A 15,809-nucleotide genomic window follows, 5' to 3' on the forward strand; every position below is an offset into this window, starting at 1 on the left:
TCACCGTGCTCGCCTATCTGACGAAACGACTCGGCTACTATGCGCTGCTTTTGGCCGTGGCCGTCTTCCTGTCGTACGTGCTGTCGTCGCTGGCGCTCTCCCCGCGCGGGTACTTCGAAGGCCGCCAACCGCCGCCCCCCGCCGAGTCGGTGGAGGCGCAGCTGACCGCGCTCGGGATCAACGACCACACGCCTCTGCTGGAACGATTCGGCACCTGGGCCTCGCACGCGGTGCGCGGGGACTTCGGGCGGACCATCGACAGCAGCAGCGTGGGCGAGGAGTTCGGCCGCCGCGTCGGCGTCAGCCTGCGGCTGCTGCTCGCGGGCACCCTGCTCGGCACCGTGGCCGGGATCCTCGCGGGTGCCTGGGGCGCGCTCCGGCAGTACCGGTTCTCCGACCGCGCCGTCACCGTCCTCGCCTTCCTGCTGCTGTCCACGCCCACCTTCCTCCTCGCCGTCCTGCTCAAGATCGGGGCCATGAAGGTCAACCAGGCCGCCGGCGCCGAACTGATCTCCTTCACCGGCGAGAAGACCCCGGGCCTCACCGGCTCGGCGGGCACGCTCCTCGGCGACCGCGCCGCCCACCTGCTGCTGCCCACGCTCTCCATCGCGCTCGGCACCGCCGCCGCCTACAGCCGCTACCAGCGCGGCACCATGCTCGACGTCCTCGGCTCGGACTTCCTGCGCACCGCGCGCGCCAAGGGGCTCACCCATCGCAGGGCCGTCCTCACCCACGGCCTGCGCACCGCGCTCGTGCCCATGTCCACGTTCTTCGCCTACGGGTTCCTCGCCCTGTTCACCGGCGCCGCCTTCACCGAGAAGATCTTCGGATGGCACGGCATGGGCTCGTGGTTCATCGACGCCATCGGCAAGAGCGACGTCAACTCCGTCGTCGCGGTCAACGTGTTCGCCGCCGTCATGGTGCTGCTCTCCGGCTTCCTGGCCGACGTCCTCCACGCCGCGCTCGACCCGCGCGTCCGCACCAGCTGAGCGAGGCACACGACCGTGACCACCACCGCCACCGTCCCCACCGCCGGCCCCGCCGCGGCGCCGCCTCCCGCAGCCCGCGGGCGGGGCCGCACCGCGCTGCGCCGCTTCGCCGCCAACCGCAACGCCGTCACCGGCGCCGGCGTCCTCCTGCTGCTGTTCCTGCTCGCCTTCGCCGGCCCCCACCTCACTCCCTGGAGCCACACGGACATCGACTACAGCGCGCTCCGCGAAGCGCCCTCCGCCGACCACTGGTGGGGCACCAACCGCATCGGCCAGGACGTGTACGCGCAAGTCCTCCACGGGCTGCAGAAATCGCTGCTGATCGGCCTGCTCACAGCCCTCACCTCGACCGTGCTGGCCTCCGTCGTCGGCGCCTGCGCGGGCTACTTCGGCGGCTGGGCCGACCGGGCCGTCACCTTCTTCATCGACCTCCTCCTCGTCTTCCCCGCCTTCCTGATCATCGCCATCGTCTCGCCCCGGCTCCGCGACAGCGGCTGGATCGTCTTCGTCGGACTCCTCGCCGTCTTCGGCTGGATGATCACCGCGCGGGTGGTGCGATCCATGACCCGCTCCCTCAAGGAGCGCGAATTCGTACGCGCCGCCCAGCTCATGGGGGTGCACCCGCTGCGCATCATCGTGCGCCACATCCTCCCCAACATCTCCTCCTTCCTCATCGTCGACGCCACCATCGCCGTCGGCGGCGCCGTGATGAGCGAGACCGGCCTGTCGTACTTCGGCTTCGGCGTGCAGCCCCCCGACGTCTCCCTCGGCACCCTCATCGCCGACGGCTCCGACGCCGCCCTCACCTACCCCTGGATGTTCTTCTTCGCCGCGGGACTGCTCGTCGTCTTCGTCCTCGCGGTCAACTTCCTCGGCGACGGCCTGCGCGACGCCCTCGACCCCACCTCGGGCCACCACCGCACCAGGCGCCGCCCGCGCCGGAAGGGAACCACCCATGACCGCGCCGCCCGCTGACGCGGTGACCCCGGCCCGCACGGCCGCCCTGGCCGTACGGGACCTGCACGTCGACTTCGACGGGCCCGGCGGCCCGGTCCCCGCCGTCCGCGGCGTCGGCCTCACCCTCCACCGCGGCGAAGTCCTCGGCCTCGTCGGCGAGTCGGGATCCGGCAAGTCCACCGTCGCCCTCGCCGCCATGGGGCTGCTGCCCCGCACCGCACGCGTCCGCGGCTCCGTCCTGGCCGGCGGCACCGAGATGCTCGGCGCGGGGGAGAAGGCGCTGTCCCGGCTGCGCGGCAGCCGCGTCGCCATGGTCTTCCAGGACCCGCTCTCCGCCCTCACCCCCGTCCACCGCATCGGCGACCAGATCGCCGAAGCCGTCCGCATCCACCAGGACGTCACCCGCGACAAGGCCCGGCGCCGCGCCGTCGAACTCCTGGACCTCGTCGGCATCCCCGACCCCGCCCGGCGCGCCCGCGCCTACCCGCACGAGTTCTCCGGCGGCATGCGCCAGCGCGCGATGATCGCCATGGCCGTCGCCAACGACCCCGACGTCATCCTCGCCGACGAGCCCACCACCGCCCTCGACGTCACCGTCCAGGCCCAGATCCTCGACGTCCTGCGCACCGCCCGGCGCGAGACCGGCGCCGCGCTGCTCCTCGTCAGCCACGACCTCGGCGTGATCGCCGGCATGGCCGACCGCGTCGCCGTGATGTACGCGGGCCGCGTCGTGGAGAGCGCACCCGTGGACGAGCTGTTCGCCGCGCCGCGCATGCCGTACACCATCGGGCTCCTCGGCGCCGTGCCCCGCCCGGACGCCGGCGGGCGCCCGCTCACCCCCGTCCCCGGCTCACCGCCCGACCCGCGGAAAATATCCGGCGGCTGCCCCTTCGCCCCCCGCTGCCCGCTCGCCGACGACGCCTGCGCCGACGAACCCGCGCTCGCAGGGTCCGGCGACCACCTCGCGGCCTGCGTGAAGACACCCGGCCCCGGCCTCTACCCGGTGCCCGGCCTCCCGCCCGTGCGCGCCGCCGCCGACGCGCCGCGCGGTGAACTGCCCGCTGTGCTACGGGTCCAGGGGCTGGCCAAGACCTTCCCGGTGTTCAAGGGTGCCGCCTTCCGCCGCCGCGTCGGCAGCGTGTACGCCGTCGACGGGGTCGACCTCGACATCCGGCGGGGCGAGACCCTGGGACTCGTCGGCGAGTCCGGCTCCGGCAAGTCCACCGCCCTGATGGAGATCCTGCGGCTGGCCGCCCCCGAGTCCGGGGAGGTCGAGATCCTCGGCCGCTCCGCCGCCGCGCTGACCAAGCGCCAGGCGCACGCCCTGCGCGGCTCCGTACAGATCGTCTTCCAGGACCCCATGGCGAGCCTGGACCCGCGGATGCCGGTCGGCGACATCGTCGCCGAGCCGCTGCGCGCCCAGGGCCACGGGCGCGCGGCCGCCGCCGGCCGCGTCCCCGGACTGCTGGAGCTCGTCGGCCTGGAGGCCGGCCACGCGGACCGCTTCCCGCACGAGTTCTCCGGCGGGCAGCGGCAGCGGATCGGCATCGCGCGGGCGCTCGCCGTCGAGCCGGAGCTGCTCGTCCTCGACGAACCGGTGTCCGCGCTGGACGTCTCCGTGCAGGCCGGCGTGCTCAACCTGCTGCAGCGCCTCAAGCGCGAACTGGGCCTCGCCTACCTCTTCGTCTCGCACGACCTGGCCGTCGTGCGGCACGTCGCGGACCGCGTCAGCGTCATGTACCTCGGCCGCACCGTGGAGTCCGGGCCGGTCGAGGAGGTCTTCGCCCGGCCGCGGCACCCGTACACGCAGGCGCTGCTGTCGGCCGTACCGGTGCCCGACCCCGCGCGGGAGCGCTCCCGCGAACGGATCCTGCTGGCGGGCGATCCGCCCAGCCCCGAGGTACGGGACGAGGGGTGCCGGTTCCGCGGGCGGTGCGGGCTGTACGCGGGGCTGGGGGACGCGGACCGGGCGCGGTGCGAGGGGGTGCGGCCGGTGCCGCGGTCGTTCGGCGGTGAGCAGGTGGCGGCCTGTCACTTCGCCGGCGCGTAGCGGGTCCGGGCGGGCCTCAGTGCGCCGAGCCCGACAGCTGAAGGCCCATCACTCCCAGGATCACCAGGCCGATCGACACCAGCTTCAGCGTCGAGACCAGGTCGCCGAGGAAGACCATGCCGTAGATCGCCGTGCCGGCCGCGCCGATGCCCGTCCACACCGCGTAGGCCGGGCCCACGTCGAGCTTCTTGAGGGAGAGTGTCAGCAGGCCGAAGCTGCCGAGCGCGAAGCACGCGAACGCGATCGTCGGCCACAGCCGGGTGAAACCGTGGGAGAGCTTGAGACAGACCGCGAAGCCGGTTTCCAGCAGTCCGGCGACCACGACCAGCAGCCACGCCATCAGTTTGCCTCCCGTGTCTCGGTGACCGCCGTCCGTCCCGGTGTGCTTGATGCCCTTGCCACTGGCGGTCACTCGCAAACGTAGGCGATCAGTCGCCTTCGCGTCGCTCCCGCGTGGAAAGCAGTCGGCGCAGCGAGTAGAGGCGCTGCGGATCGGCGTGGCCGTCGGTCACCCACGCGTCCAGCGCGCAGTCCGGCTCGTCGTGGCTGCAGGCCCGCGGGCAGCCCTCCGTGCCCGGTTCCAGGTCGGGGAAGGCGTGGATGACGCGGGACGGATCGATGTGGTTGAGGCCGAACGACCGCACGCCCGGGGTGTCGATGACCCAGCCCGAACCCCCGGGCAGCGGCAGGGCCAGCGCGGAGGTCGTGGTGTGCCGGCCGCGGCCGGTGACCGCGTTCACGTGGCCGGTGGCCCGCTGCCGGTCCGGGACGAGCGCGTTGACCAGGGTCGTCTTGCCGACGCCGGAGTGGCCGACGAACGCGGTGACCCGGCCCTCCAGCCGCTCGCGGACCCGGTCCGCGGCGCCGCCGTCCGCGAGCTCCTCGCGGCTGGTGACCACGTACTGCACGCCCAGCGAGCCGTAGGACTCCAGGAGCTTGTCCGGCGAGGCCAGGTCCGACTTCGTCAGGACGAGCAGCGGCTCCAGCCCCGCGTCGAACGCGGCGACCAGACAGCGGTCGATGAGCCGGGGCCGCGGCTCGGGGTCCGCGAGGGCGGTGACGATCGCGAGCTGGTCGGCGTTGGCCACCACCACGCGCTCGAAGGGGTCGTCGTCGTCCGCCGTGCGGCGCAGCACCGACGAGCGCTCCTCGACCCGCACGATGCGCGCGAGGGTGTCCTTCGCGCCGGAAAGATCCCCGACGACCGCGACCCGGTCACCGACCACGACGCCCTTGCGGCCCAGCTCGCGGGCCTTCATCGTCATCACGATCCGGTCCTCGACCAGACAGGTCAGCCGGCCGCGGTCGACGGTCAGGACGAAGCCCTCGGCGGCGTCCTCGTGCTTGGGGCGGATGTTGGTGCGGGGGCGGTTGCCCTTGCGGTTGGGGCGGACGCGGACGTCGTCCTCGTCGGGGTTCTTGCCGTAGCGGCGCATTGCTGGCTTTCCTGGATCTCTCAGACTCTCGGCGCCGTCGCCGCCCCCGCGACGGTTCCGAGCATCCCGGTCCACAGCTCCGGGAAGTCGGGCAGGGTCTTGGCGGTGGTGGCCACGTTCTCCACCTGGACGCCGTCGACCGCGAGGCCGATGACGGCGGCCGCGGTGGCGAGCCGGTGGTCCTCGTAGGTGTGGAAGACGCCGCCGTGCAGCGGGCGCGGGCGGATGTGCAGCCCGTCCTCGGTCTCGGTGACGTCGCCGCCGAGCTCGTTGATCTCCTTGGCCAGGGCGGCCAGCCGGTCCGTCTCGTGCAGCCGCAGGTGGGCGATGCCGCGCAGGGTGGACTCGGAGTCGGCGAGCGCCGCGACGGCGGCGATCACCGGGGTCAGCTCGCCGACCTCGTGCAGGTCGGCGTCGATGCCGATGATGCGGCCGGTGCCGGTGAAGGTCAGGCCGGCCTCGGTCAGCTCGCAGGAGCCGCCCATCGCGGTGAAGATCTCCCGCAGGGCGTCGCCGGGCTGGGTGGTGCGCTCGGGCCAGTCGGGGACGGTGACGCGGCCGCCGGTGACCAGGGCGGCGGCCAGGAACGGCGCAGCGTTGGACAGGTCCGGCTCGATCACGACGTCGCGGCCGAGCAGGGCGCTGGGGGAGACCCGCCACACGTTCGGCTCGCCGCCGGACTCGGGGGTGTCCACCTGCGCACCGGCCTGGCGGAGCATGTCGACGGTCATCCGGATGTGCGGCATCGAGGGCAGCACGGAGCCCACGTGCCGGACCTCGACGCCCTGGTTGAAGCGCGGGCCGGACAGCAGCAGCGCGCTCACGAACTGCGACGAGGAGGAGGCGTCGATCTCGACGGTGCCGCCCTCCAGGGCGCCGCCGCCGTGCACGGTCAGGGGCAGGGCGCCGCGCTCGTTGTCGTCTATGCGGGCGCCCAGGGCGCGCAGCGCGTCGATCACGCCGTGCAGGGGGCGCTCGTAGCTGCGCGGGTCGCCGTCGAAGCGGATCGGGCCGTCGGCCAGGCTCGCCACGGGCGGCAGGAAGCGCATCACGGTGCCGGCGTTGCCGACGTCCACGGTGGCGGGGCCGCGCAGCCGCGCGGGGATCACTCGCCACGCCTCGCCGGAGCCCGCCGGGCCGTCCGCGTCGCCGGAGCTGGAGGAGACGGTCTCCTCGATGCCGACGCCCATGGCGCGCAGCGCCTCGGCCATCAGCAGGGTGTCGCGGGAGCGCAGGGGGCGGCGCAGCCAGCCGGGCTCGGAGGCGAGCGCGGCCAGCACCAGGGCGCGGTTGGTGACCGACTTCGAACCGGGCACGGTGACGGTCGCGTCGACCGCTCCCGTGGCGAGGGGGGCGGGCCAGAGGTCGGTGTGCGCGGGGTTCTCGGTCATGCCTTTACCTTACTGACGTTCGCCGCGTGGTTCGGTCCCCGAAGTCCTATGGCCTGAGGTTCCCGGCCCGGGCGGCGGCCGCCGGTGCCCCGTGTGCGCCCCGTACGCGCCCCTCCCGGATCACAGCCCCAGCAGCCAGCGGCCCCCGCCGGTCAGCGCGCACAGCGAGATCACATGGAAGAAAACCAGCCACACCGTGGCGGGCAGGTGGGTGAGCCGCGCGAGCTGGTCCGCGTCCGAGTCGGGAGCCCCTCCGTAGCGGCGCTTGCTCTGCAGCTCGAAGGCCGGGCGGACGCCGCCGAGCAGCAGGAACCACACCACCCCGTACGCGAACAGGGCCTGCACGGCCGGCCCCGCCAGCCAGGAGACCAGCACGAACAGGGAGCCCGAGAGCACCACCGTCAGCACCCCGTACGCGTTGCGGATCATCAGCAGCATCGCGGCGAGCAGCGCCGTCGCGACCCACAGCAGCGCCGTGATGTGACCGGCGGAGAGCAGCCACGCGCCGCCGAGCCCCAGCAGCGAGGCGGCCGGGTAGCCCGCGGCGGCGGTGAGGATCATGCCGAGGCCGGTCGGCTTGCCGCGCGAGACGGTCAGGCCCGAGGTGTCCGAGTGCAGCCGGATGCCCTCCAGCCGCCGCCCGGCGAGCAGGGCCACCAGCCCGTGGCCGCCCTCGTGGGCGATGGTGACGGCGTTGCGGGTCACCAGCCATATGCCGCGCGGGGCCACCGCCGCGAGGGCGACGAGCCCCGTGGCGGCCACCAGCCACACGGAGGGCGCGGGCTGGGTCCCCACCACGCGGTCCCACAGGGCGGTGGCTTCGGTGCTGTCCATTTGTGCGCGGCTCCTCGTGGGTCCGTGGCAGGGTTGGCGAACATGTGCGGTCGATATGCGGCGAGCCGGGAGCCCGAGGATCTCGTGGGGCTCTTCGGCATCGGGAAGTGGGAGCCGGCGGAGGCCCTCGCTCCGGACTGGAACGTGGCCCCGACGAAGAGCGTCCACGCGGTGCTCGAACGTCCTCTGAAAGACGCAGCCGACCGGCGTCCGGTTCGCCAGCTGCGCCCGCTGCGCTGGGGGCTGGTCCCGCCGTGGGCGAAGTCGCCCGAGGGCGCCGCGAAGATGATCAACGCCCGGTCCGAGACCGTCCACGAGAAGCCGTCCTACCGGCAGGCCTTCGAGAGGCGCCGCTGTCTGATACCCGCCGACGGATACTACGAGTGGGTCACCGGTGCGGCCGAGCGGGAGCTGGAGGAGCAGGGCCGTAGGAAGAGGACCCGGAAGCAGCCCTACTTCGTCACCTCGGCCGACGGCTCGGTCATGGCGATGGCCGGGCTGTACGAGTTCTGGCGCGACCCGGCGCTGCCGCCCGACCACCCCCATGCCTGGTGGGCCACCTGCACGGTGATCACGACGGAGGCCGAGCCCGCGCCGTTCGCCTCCGCGGAGGGGGACGCGGCCCCGGACGGCGGCGGGCCCCGCTCCCTGGCCGAGATCCACCCCCGGATGCCGCTGGTGCTGCCGCCCGACCGGTGGGACGCCTGGCTGGACCCGGCGTGCACGGACGTGGAGGAGCTGCGCGCCCTGCTCGCCCCGCCGCCCGCGGGATCCGTCCGCGCCTACCCGGTCGCGACCGCGGTCAGCGACGTCCGCAAGAACGGCCCCGAGCTCCTGAAGGAACTGGACGCGCCGGAGGAAGCGACGCTGTTCTGAGGGATCGTCCGGGGGATCGAGCGCTGCACGGGGTTCCGGGGCCGAGGGGTTTCCGGGCGCGGTGGACGAAGATGGACGGGTGATCGAGACCGTTCCCACCCCCGCGGGCGACGCCCGGATCCACTGGTACCCCGCCCCGCAGGCGCGCCTCGTGCTCGCCCTCGGCCACGGCGCCGGCGGTGGCGTCGAGGCCCGCGACCTGCAGGCCCTCGCCGCCGCGCTGCCCGCCCGCGGCGTCACCGTCGCCCTGGTGGAGCAGCCCTGGCGCGTCGCCGGCAAGAAGGTCGCCCCGGCGCCGAAGACGCTGGACGCCGCCTGGACGGCCTTGTGGCCGGCGCTGCGGAAGCCCGGGCACCCGGTCGTGGCCGGCGGCCGCAGCGCGGGCGCCCGCGTCGCCTGCCGCACCGCGGCCGGCCTCGGTGCCGTCGCCGTGCTCGCCCTGAGCTTCCCGCTCCACCCGCCGGGCAAGCCGGAGAAGTCCCGCGCGGACGAGCTGACCGGCGCCGGCCTGCCCACCCTCGTCGTCCAGGGCGCCAAGGACCCGTTCGGCCGCCCCGAGGAGTTCCCGGCCGGCACCCGCCCGGTCCCCGTGCCGCACGGGGACCACGGCTTCGCCGTGCCGAAGAAGGCGGACGTCGGGCAGGAGGAGGCCCTGGCCGGCCTCACGGAGGCCGTGGCCGGCTGGCTGGAGGGCGTCGGCGCCGGCGCCGACGGCTGAAGCCGCCGGCGCGGCAGCCGGATCCGCCGGGCCCGCAAGGAAGCCGGATCCGCCGGGCCCGTAAGGCAGCCGGATCCGCCGGGCCCGTAAGGCAGCCGGATCCGCCGGAGCCCGTAAGGAAGCCGGGCCCCGCGATACATCCGCCGTCTCTCCGGAATTCCGCATTCCGAAAGAGCCGTTGAATTCCGGAGGATTCCGGGAATGCCCCGCGCCCGGGCGCTGTTGTGCCAGTCGTCATCAGCTACTGGACCGGTGGCCACTGGCCGACCGAGGAATAGGAGCTCGCCGCATGGGTTCGACCGCCTGCCTGTCCCGCCCGCAGACCGCTGACCTGGGGTGGGCGGCACTGCATGTGGCGCAGCCCGCCCCGGCTGGAGCGGCGGACGGGCGGGATCGTCGTCTATTCTCCGATTCGAGCGGGTCCGCATCCGGTCCTGCCGTCGTGTTGGAGGAGGTGGGTCCGGTCACTGGGACCGACGAGGGGACCGAAGACACCGGGGCCACGGGCATGAAGAGCGCCACCGAGAACGCCGCCGCCACGGGCGGGGCCGCCGGCGCGGAGAGCGCCGCCGAGCGCAACGCCCGGTTCGAGCGCGACGCCCTCACCTTCCTCGACCAGATGTACTCCGCGGCCCTGCGCATGACGCGCAACCCGGCGGACGCGGAGGACCTGGTGCAGGAGACCTATGCCAAGGCGTACGCGTCCTTCCACCAGTTCCGCGACGGCACGAACCTCAAGGCGTGGCTGTACCGCATCCTGACCAACACCTTCATCAACTCCTACCGCAAGAAGCAGCGCGAGCCGCTGCGCAGCGCGTCGGAGGAGATCGAGGACTGGCAGCTGGCCCGTGCCGAGTCGCACATGTCGACCGGCCTGCGCTCCGCCGAGTCCCAGGCGCTGGACCACCTTCCGGACTCCGATGTCAAGGAGGCCCTCCAGGCCATCCCCGAGGAATTCCGGATAGCGGTCTACCTCGCGGACGTCGAGGGCTTTGCGTACAAGGAGATCGCGGACATCATGGGTACGCCCATCGGCACGGTCATGTCCCGGCTCCACCGGGGCCGCCGCCAGCTGCGCGGAATGCTGGAGGACTACGCCCGTGAGCGGGGTCTCGTCCCGGCCGGGGCGGCCCCCGCGCCGAACGGCTCCGACGAGTCGCACAACCGGAAAGGCTCGGACTCATGAGCTGCGGAGACCCGCACGAGACGGACTGCTCCGAGGTCCTCGACCACCTCTACGAGTTCCTCGACCACGAGATGCCCGACGGGGACTGCGCCAAGTTCGAGGTGCACATCGACGAGTGCTCCCCGTGCCTGGAGAAATACGGCCTGGAACAGGCGGTGAAGAAGCTGGTCAAGCGCTGCTGCGGGCATGACGACGTGCCCGCCGACCTGCGCTCGAAGGTGATGGGCCGGATCGAGCTGATCCGCGCCGGGCAGTCCGTGCCCGACCAGGACGTCGTGGCCGAGGCCAGGGCGGCGGAGGCCGCCGCCCTGACGCAGGGCGACCGGAGCGACCGGGGCGTCCGCAGCGCGTCGGGCGGCTCCGCCGGTGCGGGCCCCCTGGGCGCCACGGCACAGGAGTAGAAGCGGGCGCGGTAGACGCGGGCGCGGTGCCCGCACCGCGCGGTCCGCGTCCGTTCGCGTAGTTCCTCCGCGTCCCTCTGCGTAGCCCTTCCGGGCCTGATGCGCGTAGCCCTTCCGGGCCTGATGCGGCCCGGGCCCGGCATGCCGCCCGGCGGGGATTATCACCCGAAGGTGTGCATCTGGTCGGTTCGCGTGGGGCAATCCCCGAATGCGCCGTTCCCCGGCCGCGCCGAACCCTATTCTCCCCTTCCTGACGGCAAGCATGCCGGCACCTCAGGGACGGGAGGACGCACCATGGGGGCACTTCCGGCGGCAGCGCGCGCCTGTGTCCTGTGCGCCGCCCTCGCCGCCGCCCTGTGCGCAGCCCCCGCCCTGCGGTCCGCCCACGGCGTCCCCTGGGGCGCGGTGGCCCTCCTGGCCGCGGTCTGCGCCGTCTGCGAGCGCCTGCCGCGCCGCACCCTGACCCTGCCCGTCCTGCTCGCCGGGGCGTTCCTGCTGCCGCCCGCCGCCGCGGGGCTCGTGGCCGTCCCGGGCGCGCTCGCCGGCCGCGTCGAGCAGCGCCCGGCGTGGGTCCGGCGGCTGTGGCACGCCGCCCAGCTCTCGCTGGCCACCTGCGCGGCCTCCCACGTCTTCGCCCTCACGGCCCCGGCCACGGCGCCGCCCGCCGCTCCGGGAGCGGGCTTCCCCCCGGTGGCCCCCGCGGACTTCCCCTCCGCCCTGCCGCCCGCCCTCGCCGCGGCCCTCGTCCTCTCGCTCGTCGCCGCAGCCCTCGACGGCGCCGTCCGCGTGGCCGCCGAGCGCCGCCGCCCGCGCGCCGCGTGGAGCGGGCTCCTGCTGCCCGGCCCGCTGCTGCCGGCCCTCGTGCACGGCCCCATCGGGCTGCTGACCGCGGCCCTCTGGCACAGCGCCTACGGCCCGGCCACGGCGCTGCTCATCCTGCTGCCGATGTCCGTCTCATCCTGGTTCCTGGACCGCTGCGAGCGCGAGCGGGCCGCCCACCAGGCGACCATCCGCGCGCTCGTCCAGGCCGTCGACCTCAAGGACCAGTACACCCGCGGCCACAGCGAGCGCGTGGGGCGCGCCTCGGTGCTCATCGGCCGCGAGCTCGGCATGGCCGGGGAGCGGCTGGAGGCGCTGCGCTTCGCGGGCATCCTGCACGACGTCGGCAAGCTCGGCGTCCCCACCCGCCTGCTGCGCAAGGACGGGCCGCTCACCCCGGAGGAGCGGCGCGTCATCGAGCTGCACCCGGAGTACGGGCACGAGATGGTGCGCGGCATCGGCTTCCTGGACGAGGCGCGGGCCGCGATCCTGCACCACCACGAGCGCCTGGACGGCAGCGGCTATCCCTACGGTCTGATGGGCCCTCAGATCCCCTTGTTCGCCCGCATCGTGGCCGTCGCCGACGCGTTCGACGCCATGACCTCCACGCGCAGTTACAGCCGGGCCCGTCCCGTACCGGCCGCCCTCGCCGAGCTCCACCGCTGCGCGGGAAGCCAGTTCGACCCTCGTATGGTCGCGGCCCTGTCCGCGGCCCTCGACCGTCACGGATGGCATTCGACAGTGACCTCGGAGGCTACGGAGAGTGCAACTCCGCCCAGCGGAAACGTCCCTTCTTCCCGCCGGCCGGTCACCGGGGCCGGCCACCCGGGAGGTGAGGGGTGACGGGACGCGGTGACCCGATGCTGATACGGAGCGTGCACGCCGCGGCCGTGGCGCTCTCCCTGGCCGCCCTGGCCCGCACCGCCTGGCACGGCGTCGCCCAGCCGCGGGTCGCCCTCGCCTACGCCCTCCTGATCGCCGTCGGCGAGGCCGCCCGGCGCCGCCGCCCCACGACCGGCCCCGGCGACCGCCAGACCGCCCCCGTCGGCGCCGCCGGAGCCCTCTCCTACGCCCTGCTCGGGGAGATCGGCGGCCGGCCCACCGCGCACTGCGCCCCGCAGGTCGTCGCCGTCGTGCTCGCCGCGACCCTCGCCGGGGCGGTCGGCCGCCCGCCCACCCGCGACCACCTCGCCCGCCGCCTGCTCACCACCGGCTTCGCCGCCCTCTGCTTCCAGCCCCTGCACCACTCCGGCGTCCTCGACCGCTGGCCCGGCCACGGCCCCGCCTACGCCTTCGTCCTGCTCCTCGTCCTCGCGCTGACCACCCTCTTCGACGCCGTGCTCGCCGCGGTCCTCACCCGCGCCCGCACCGGCGACCCCTACGGGCCCGTCCTCCGCGACGAGCTGCGCGCCCTCGCCGGCATCGGCACCGCGATCTGCGCCACCGGCGCCGTCATGGCCCTCGCCGTGGGCGTCGCCGGACTGTGGGCCCTGCCGGTCTTCTGCCTGCCCCTGCTGCTCACCCAGCTCTCCTTCCACCGCTACACCGCCGTACGGGCCACGTACCACCAGACCATCGCCTCCCTCGCCCGCTCCACGGAGATCGCCGGCCACACCCCGGCCGGGCACGCCCGCCGCGTCGCCGCCCTCAGCAGAGCCGCGGGACGCGAGCTCGGCCTGTCCGAGACGGACCTCACCGTTCTGGAGTACGCGGCGCTGATGCACGACATCGGCCAGCTCTCCCTCCTCGACCCCGTCCCGGCCGGGGCCACGGAGCCGCTGCCCCCCGAGCAGCGCCGCCGCATCGCCCTCCTGGGCGGGGCCGTGGTCCGCCAGACCGGGGTGCCCTCCGACGTCGCCGTCGTCGTGGAGCGGCAGGCGGACCCCTACCGCGAGCAGCCGCTCGCCGCCCGCGTCGTCCGCACCGTCAACGCCTTCGAGGACCACGTGGGCCGGACCGGCTGCGGGCCCCTGTGCGCCCTGGAGCGGCTGCGCCTCGACACCGCCCGCGAACACGACCCGCAGGTCGTGGCGGCCCTGGCCAGGGTGCTCGCGCGCGGGGGCGGCGGCGGGGGAGCGGAGCCGGGGCGCGGCGGGGGTGGACCGGGGCCGGACCAGGGGTAAGAGTCCGGTCAAAGCGGGAGTACCGCGGTGAACCCACGGGTAATGAGCGGGCGTCCAAAGGGGCATGGTTGGATGCGAAGAGGAGAAGACGACAGAGAAAGACGGGGAAACCACGGAGACGACGGGGGGGCGTCGGGCGCGCCGCCTCCGGCACGGAGGCGGATCGGTCGCGACTTCCCGGAGCGAGTGAGATGTGGCAGGTTGTCGTCAGGGAGGACGGCGGCCTTCACCTGGGTCATCCGGCGTGGTCGCACGCAGAAACCGGCAGGCGGGAATCGTGAGGATCTTCGGCAAGGTACGGCACCGGCCTTCCGCCTCGTGGCGGCAGGCCACCGACCGTGCCTTCACGCTCATCGGCGACGGCCGGTACGAGGACGCGGGCGCGTTGCTGACGCGCGCGGCGGACATGGAGCCGTGGCTCTCGGAGTCGTGGTTCAACCTGGCGCTGCTGCACAAGTTCCGCCACGACTGGGAGCAGGCCCGCGCCGCGGGGCTGCGCGCCGTGGCGCTCCTGGACCGCGAGGCCGGCGCCCCGGACTGGTGGAACGTGGGCATCGCCGCCACCGCCCTGCAGGACTGGCCCCTGGCCCGCCGCGCCTGGCAGGCGTACGGCCTGCGGGTCCCCGGCGAGGGCACCCCGGCCGGCGAGCCCGTCGGCATGGAGCTGGGCAGCGCGGCCGTCAGACTCTCGCCCGAGGGCGAGGCGGAGGTCGTCTGGGGCCGCAGGCTCGACCCGGCCCGCATGGAGGTCCTCTCCATCCCGCTGCCCTCCTCGGGGCGCCGCTGGGGCGAGGTCGTGCTGCACGACGGCGTCCCGCACGGCGAGCGCGTCACCGCCGCCGGGCCCTCCTATCCCGTCTTCGACGAGATCGAACTGTGGGCACCCTCGCCCGTGCCGACGTGGGTCGTGCTGCTGGAGGCCGCCACGGAGGCCGACCGGGACGCCCTGGAGCGCCTCGCGGCCGACGCCGGCTTCGCCGCCGAGGACTGGTCCTCGTCCGTGCGCCTGCTGTGCCGCACGTGCTCCGAGAGCCGCATGCCCAGCGACGAGGGCAACGGCGAGCACCTCGACCCGCACGACCACAGCGAGCCCGGCCACCCCGGCCCCCTCGGGCACCGCACGGCCGGCTCCGGCTCCCTGTGGGTGCCCGAGCGCGAGTGCGGCATCGCCGCCCCCGCCGGGCTGGTGCGGGGCCTGCTGGACGGCTGGGTCGCGGACAGCCCCGACACACGCGAGTGGCGTGATCTGGAAGAGGTCTGCTGACGCCCCCGAGGGGGCCCCTTACCCTGTATAGGCATCCTTTTGGGTTTTGAGAGAGGCATAACGGCGGACATGTCGCAGTCGCAGCAGTCGCAGCAAGAGACCGACCAGCCGGTGGACGACGAGTTCATCGTGGACACCGAGGACTGCGAGGAGCGCGAGCTCGCGCACCGCGAGCGCGGCACGTCCCGCCCGATCACCGTGGTCGGCAACCCCGTCCTGCACCGCGAGTGCAAGGACGTCACCTCGTTCGACGCCGAGCTCGCGCAGCTGATCGACGACATGTTCGCGAGCCAGCGCACCGCGGAGGGCGTGGGCCTCGCCGCCAACCAGATCGGCGTCGACCTCAAGGTCTTCGTCTACGACTGCATGGACGACGAGGGCGTCCGCCACGTGGGCACCGTGTGCAACCCCGTCCTGGAGGACCTCCCGGCCGACCGCCGGATCCTGGACGACTCCAACGAGGGCTGCCTCTCCGTCCCCACCGCCTACGCCTCCCTCGCCCGCCCCGACTACGCGGTCGTCAGCGGCCAGGACGCCCAGGGCAACCCCATCCGCGTCCAGGGCACGGGCTACTTCGCACGCTGCCTGCAGCACGAGACCGACCACCTCTACGGCCGGCTCTACATCGACCGCCTCTCCAAGCGCGACCGCAAGGACGCCCTGAAGCAGATGGAAGAGGGCACGCCGCGCTACCCGGTCGTCGCCAACGACTGACCTCGCGCACGACGCACGTGTGGCGGGCGCCCCCCCCCCGCGGGGGGGGGG

The 15,809-nt window shown here is 74.0% G+C and carries 15 protein-coding genes; 11 read left to right on the forward strand and 4 right to left on the reverse strand.

The window, feature by feature from the left end; all coding sequences use genetic code 11:
- Positions 1-5: 5 nt before the first annotated feature.
- The 3 genes from NQU55_RS11245 to NQU55_RS11255 are packed head-to-tail and all read left to right on the forward strand — an operon-like array spanning position 6 to position 3,996.
- Positions 6-989, forward strand: a complete 984-nt coding sequence (locus tag NQU55_RS11245; RefSeq protein WP_256790411.1) for an ABC transporter permease — start codon at positions 6-8, stop codon at positions 987-989.
- A gap of 15 nt (positions 990-1,004) precedes the next feature.
- On the forward strand, positions 1,005-1,964 hold the full coding sequence (locus NQU55_RS11250; RefSeq protein WP_372504679.1) for an ABC transporter permease: 960 nt from the start codon (positions 1,005-1,007) through the stop codon (positions 1,962-1,964).
- Positions 1,945-3,996 carry a dipeptide ABC transporter ATP-binding protein gene (locus tag NQU55_RS11255; protein ID WP_168094080.1) on the forward strand — a complete coding sequence of 684 codons (2,052 nt, stop codon included), beginning with the start codon at positions 1,945-1,947 and terminating at the stop codon, positions 3,994-3,996. Before NQU55_RS11250 ends, NQU55_RS11255 begins: the two co-directional genes overlap by 20 nt.
- Before the next feature lie 16 nt (positions 3,997-4,012).
- On the opposite strand, the gene NQU55_RS11260 is transcribed toward NQU55_RS11255, so the two are convergent.
- The 4 genes from NQU55_RS11260 to NQU55_RS11275 all read right to left on the reverse strand — a co-directional run bounded on the left by NQU55_RS11260 (position 4,013) and on the right by NQU55_RS11275 (position 7,657).
- Positions 4,013-4,336, reverse strand: a complete 324-nt coding sequence (locus NQU55_RS11260) for a DMT family transporter (protein WP_030366234.1) — start codon at positions 4,334-4,336, stop codon at positions 4,013-4,015.
- An 88-nt stretch (positions 4,337-4,424) separates the two neighbouring features.
- Positions 4,425-5,432 (reverse strand): ribosome small subunit-dependent GTPase A, encoded by a 1,008-nt coding sequence (rsgA, locus tag NQU55_RS11265; RefSeq protein WP_168094081.1) that lies wholly within the window; start codon positions 5,430-5,432, stop codon positions 4,425-4,427.
- Between the two features lie 20 nt (positions 5,433-5,452).
- A complete protein-coding gene (gene aroA / locus NQU55_RS11270) occupies positions 5,453-6,823 on the reverse strand; it encodes a 3-phosphoshikimate 1-carboxyvinyltransferase (protein WP_168094082.1) in 1,371 nt (456 codons plus the stop codon).
- Between the two features lie 120 nt (positions 6,824-6,943).
- Positions 6,944-7,657: a M50 family metallopeptidase gene (locus tag NQU55_RS11275; protein WP_168094083.1), complete on the reverse strand. Its 714-nt coding sequence runs from the start codon at positions 7,655-7,657 to the stop codon at positions 6,944-6,946.
- Positions 7,658-7,699: 42 nt separating this feature from the next.
- On the opposite strand from NQU55_RS11275, the gene NQU55_RS11280 reads away from it, so the two are divergent.
- The 8 genes from NQU55_RS11280 (at position 7,700) to def (ending at position 15,758) form a co-directional block, all read left to right on the forward strand.
- Complete coding sequence (locus tag NQU55_RS11280; protein WP_168094087.1) at positions 7,700-8,533, forward strand: SOS response-associated peptidase; 834 nt, start codon at positions 7,700-7,702, stop codon at positions 8,531-8,533.
- A gap of 79 nt (positions 8,534-8,612) precedes the next feature.
- Positions 8,613-9,251 (forward strand): alpha/beta hydrolase family protein, encoded by a 639-nt coding sequence (locus tag NQU55_RS11285; RefSeq protein ID WP_168094084.1) that lies wholly within the window; start codon positions 8,613-8,615, stop codon positions 9,249-9,251.
- A 454-nt stretch (positions 9,252-9,705) separates the two neighbouring features.
- A complete protein-coding gene (locus NQU55_RS11290; RefSeq protein ID WP_372504681.1) occupies positions 9,706-10,437 on the forward strand; it encodes a sigma-70 family RNA polymerase sigma factor in 732 nt (243 codons plus the stop codon).
- Positions 10,434-10,838 (forward strand): mycothiol system anti-sigma-R factor, encoded by a 405-nt coding sequence (gene rsrA, locus NQU55_RS11295; protein WP_240976532.1) that lies wholly within the window; start codon positions 10,434-10,436, stop codon positions 10,836-10,838. The genes NQU55_RS11290 and rsrA overlap by 4 nt, the downstream gene beginning before the upstream one ends.
- Before the next feature lie 294 nt (positions 10,839-11,132).
- On the forward strand, positions 11,133-12,500 hold the full coding sequence (locus NQU55_RS11300; RefSeq protein WP_168094086.1) for an HD-GYP domain-containing protein: 1,368 nt from the start codon (positions 11,133-11,135) through the stop codon (positions 12,498-12,500).
- Between the two features lie 17 nt (positions 12,501-12,517).
- A complete protein-coding gene (locus tag NQU55_RS11305; protein WP_256790399.1) occupies positions 12,518-13,780 on the forward strand; it encodes an HD domain-containing protein in 1,263 nt (420 codons plus the stop codon).
- A gap of 277 nt (positions 13,781-14,057) precedes the next feature.
- Entirely contained in the window at positions 14,058-15,044 is a 987-nt protein-coding gene (locus NQU55_RS11310; protein WP_058047142.1) for a tetratricopeptide repeat protein, read from the forward strand.
- A gap of 69 nt (positions 15,045-15,113) precedes the next feature.
- Positions 15,114-15,758, forward strand: coding sequence for a peptide deformylase (def, locus tag NQU55_RS11315; protein ID WP_168096998.1), 645 nt, complete (start codon positions 15,114-15,116; stop codon positions 15,756-15,758).
- Positions 15,759-15,809: the final 51 nt, after the last annotated feature.

Source organism: Streptomyces telluris (genome assembly GCF_024519335.1).
GTDB classification, from domain to species: Bacteria; Actinomycetota; Actinomycetes; order Streptomycetales; family Streptomycetaceae; genus Streptomyces; species Streptomyces telluris.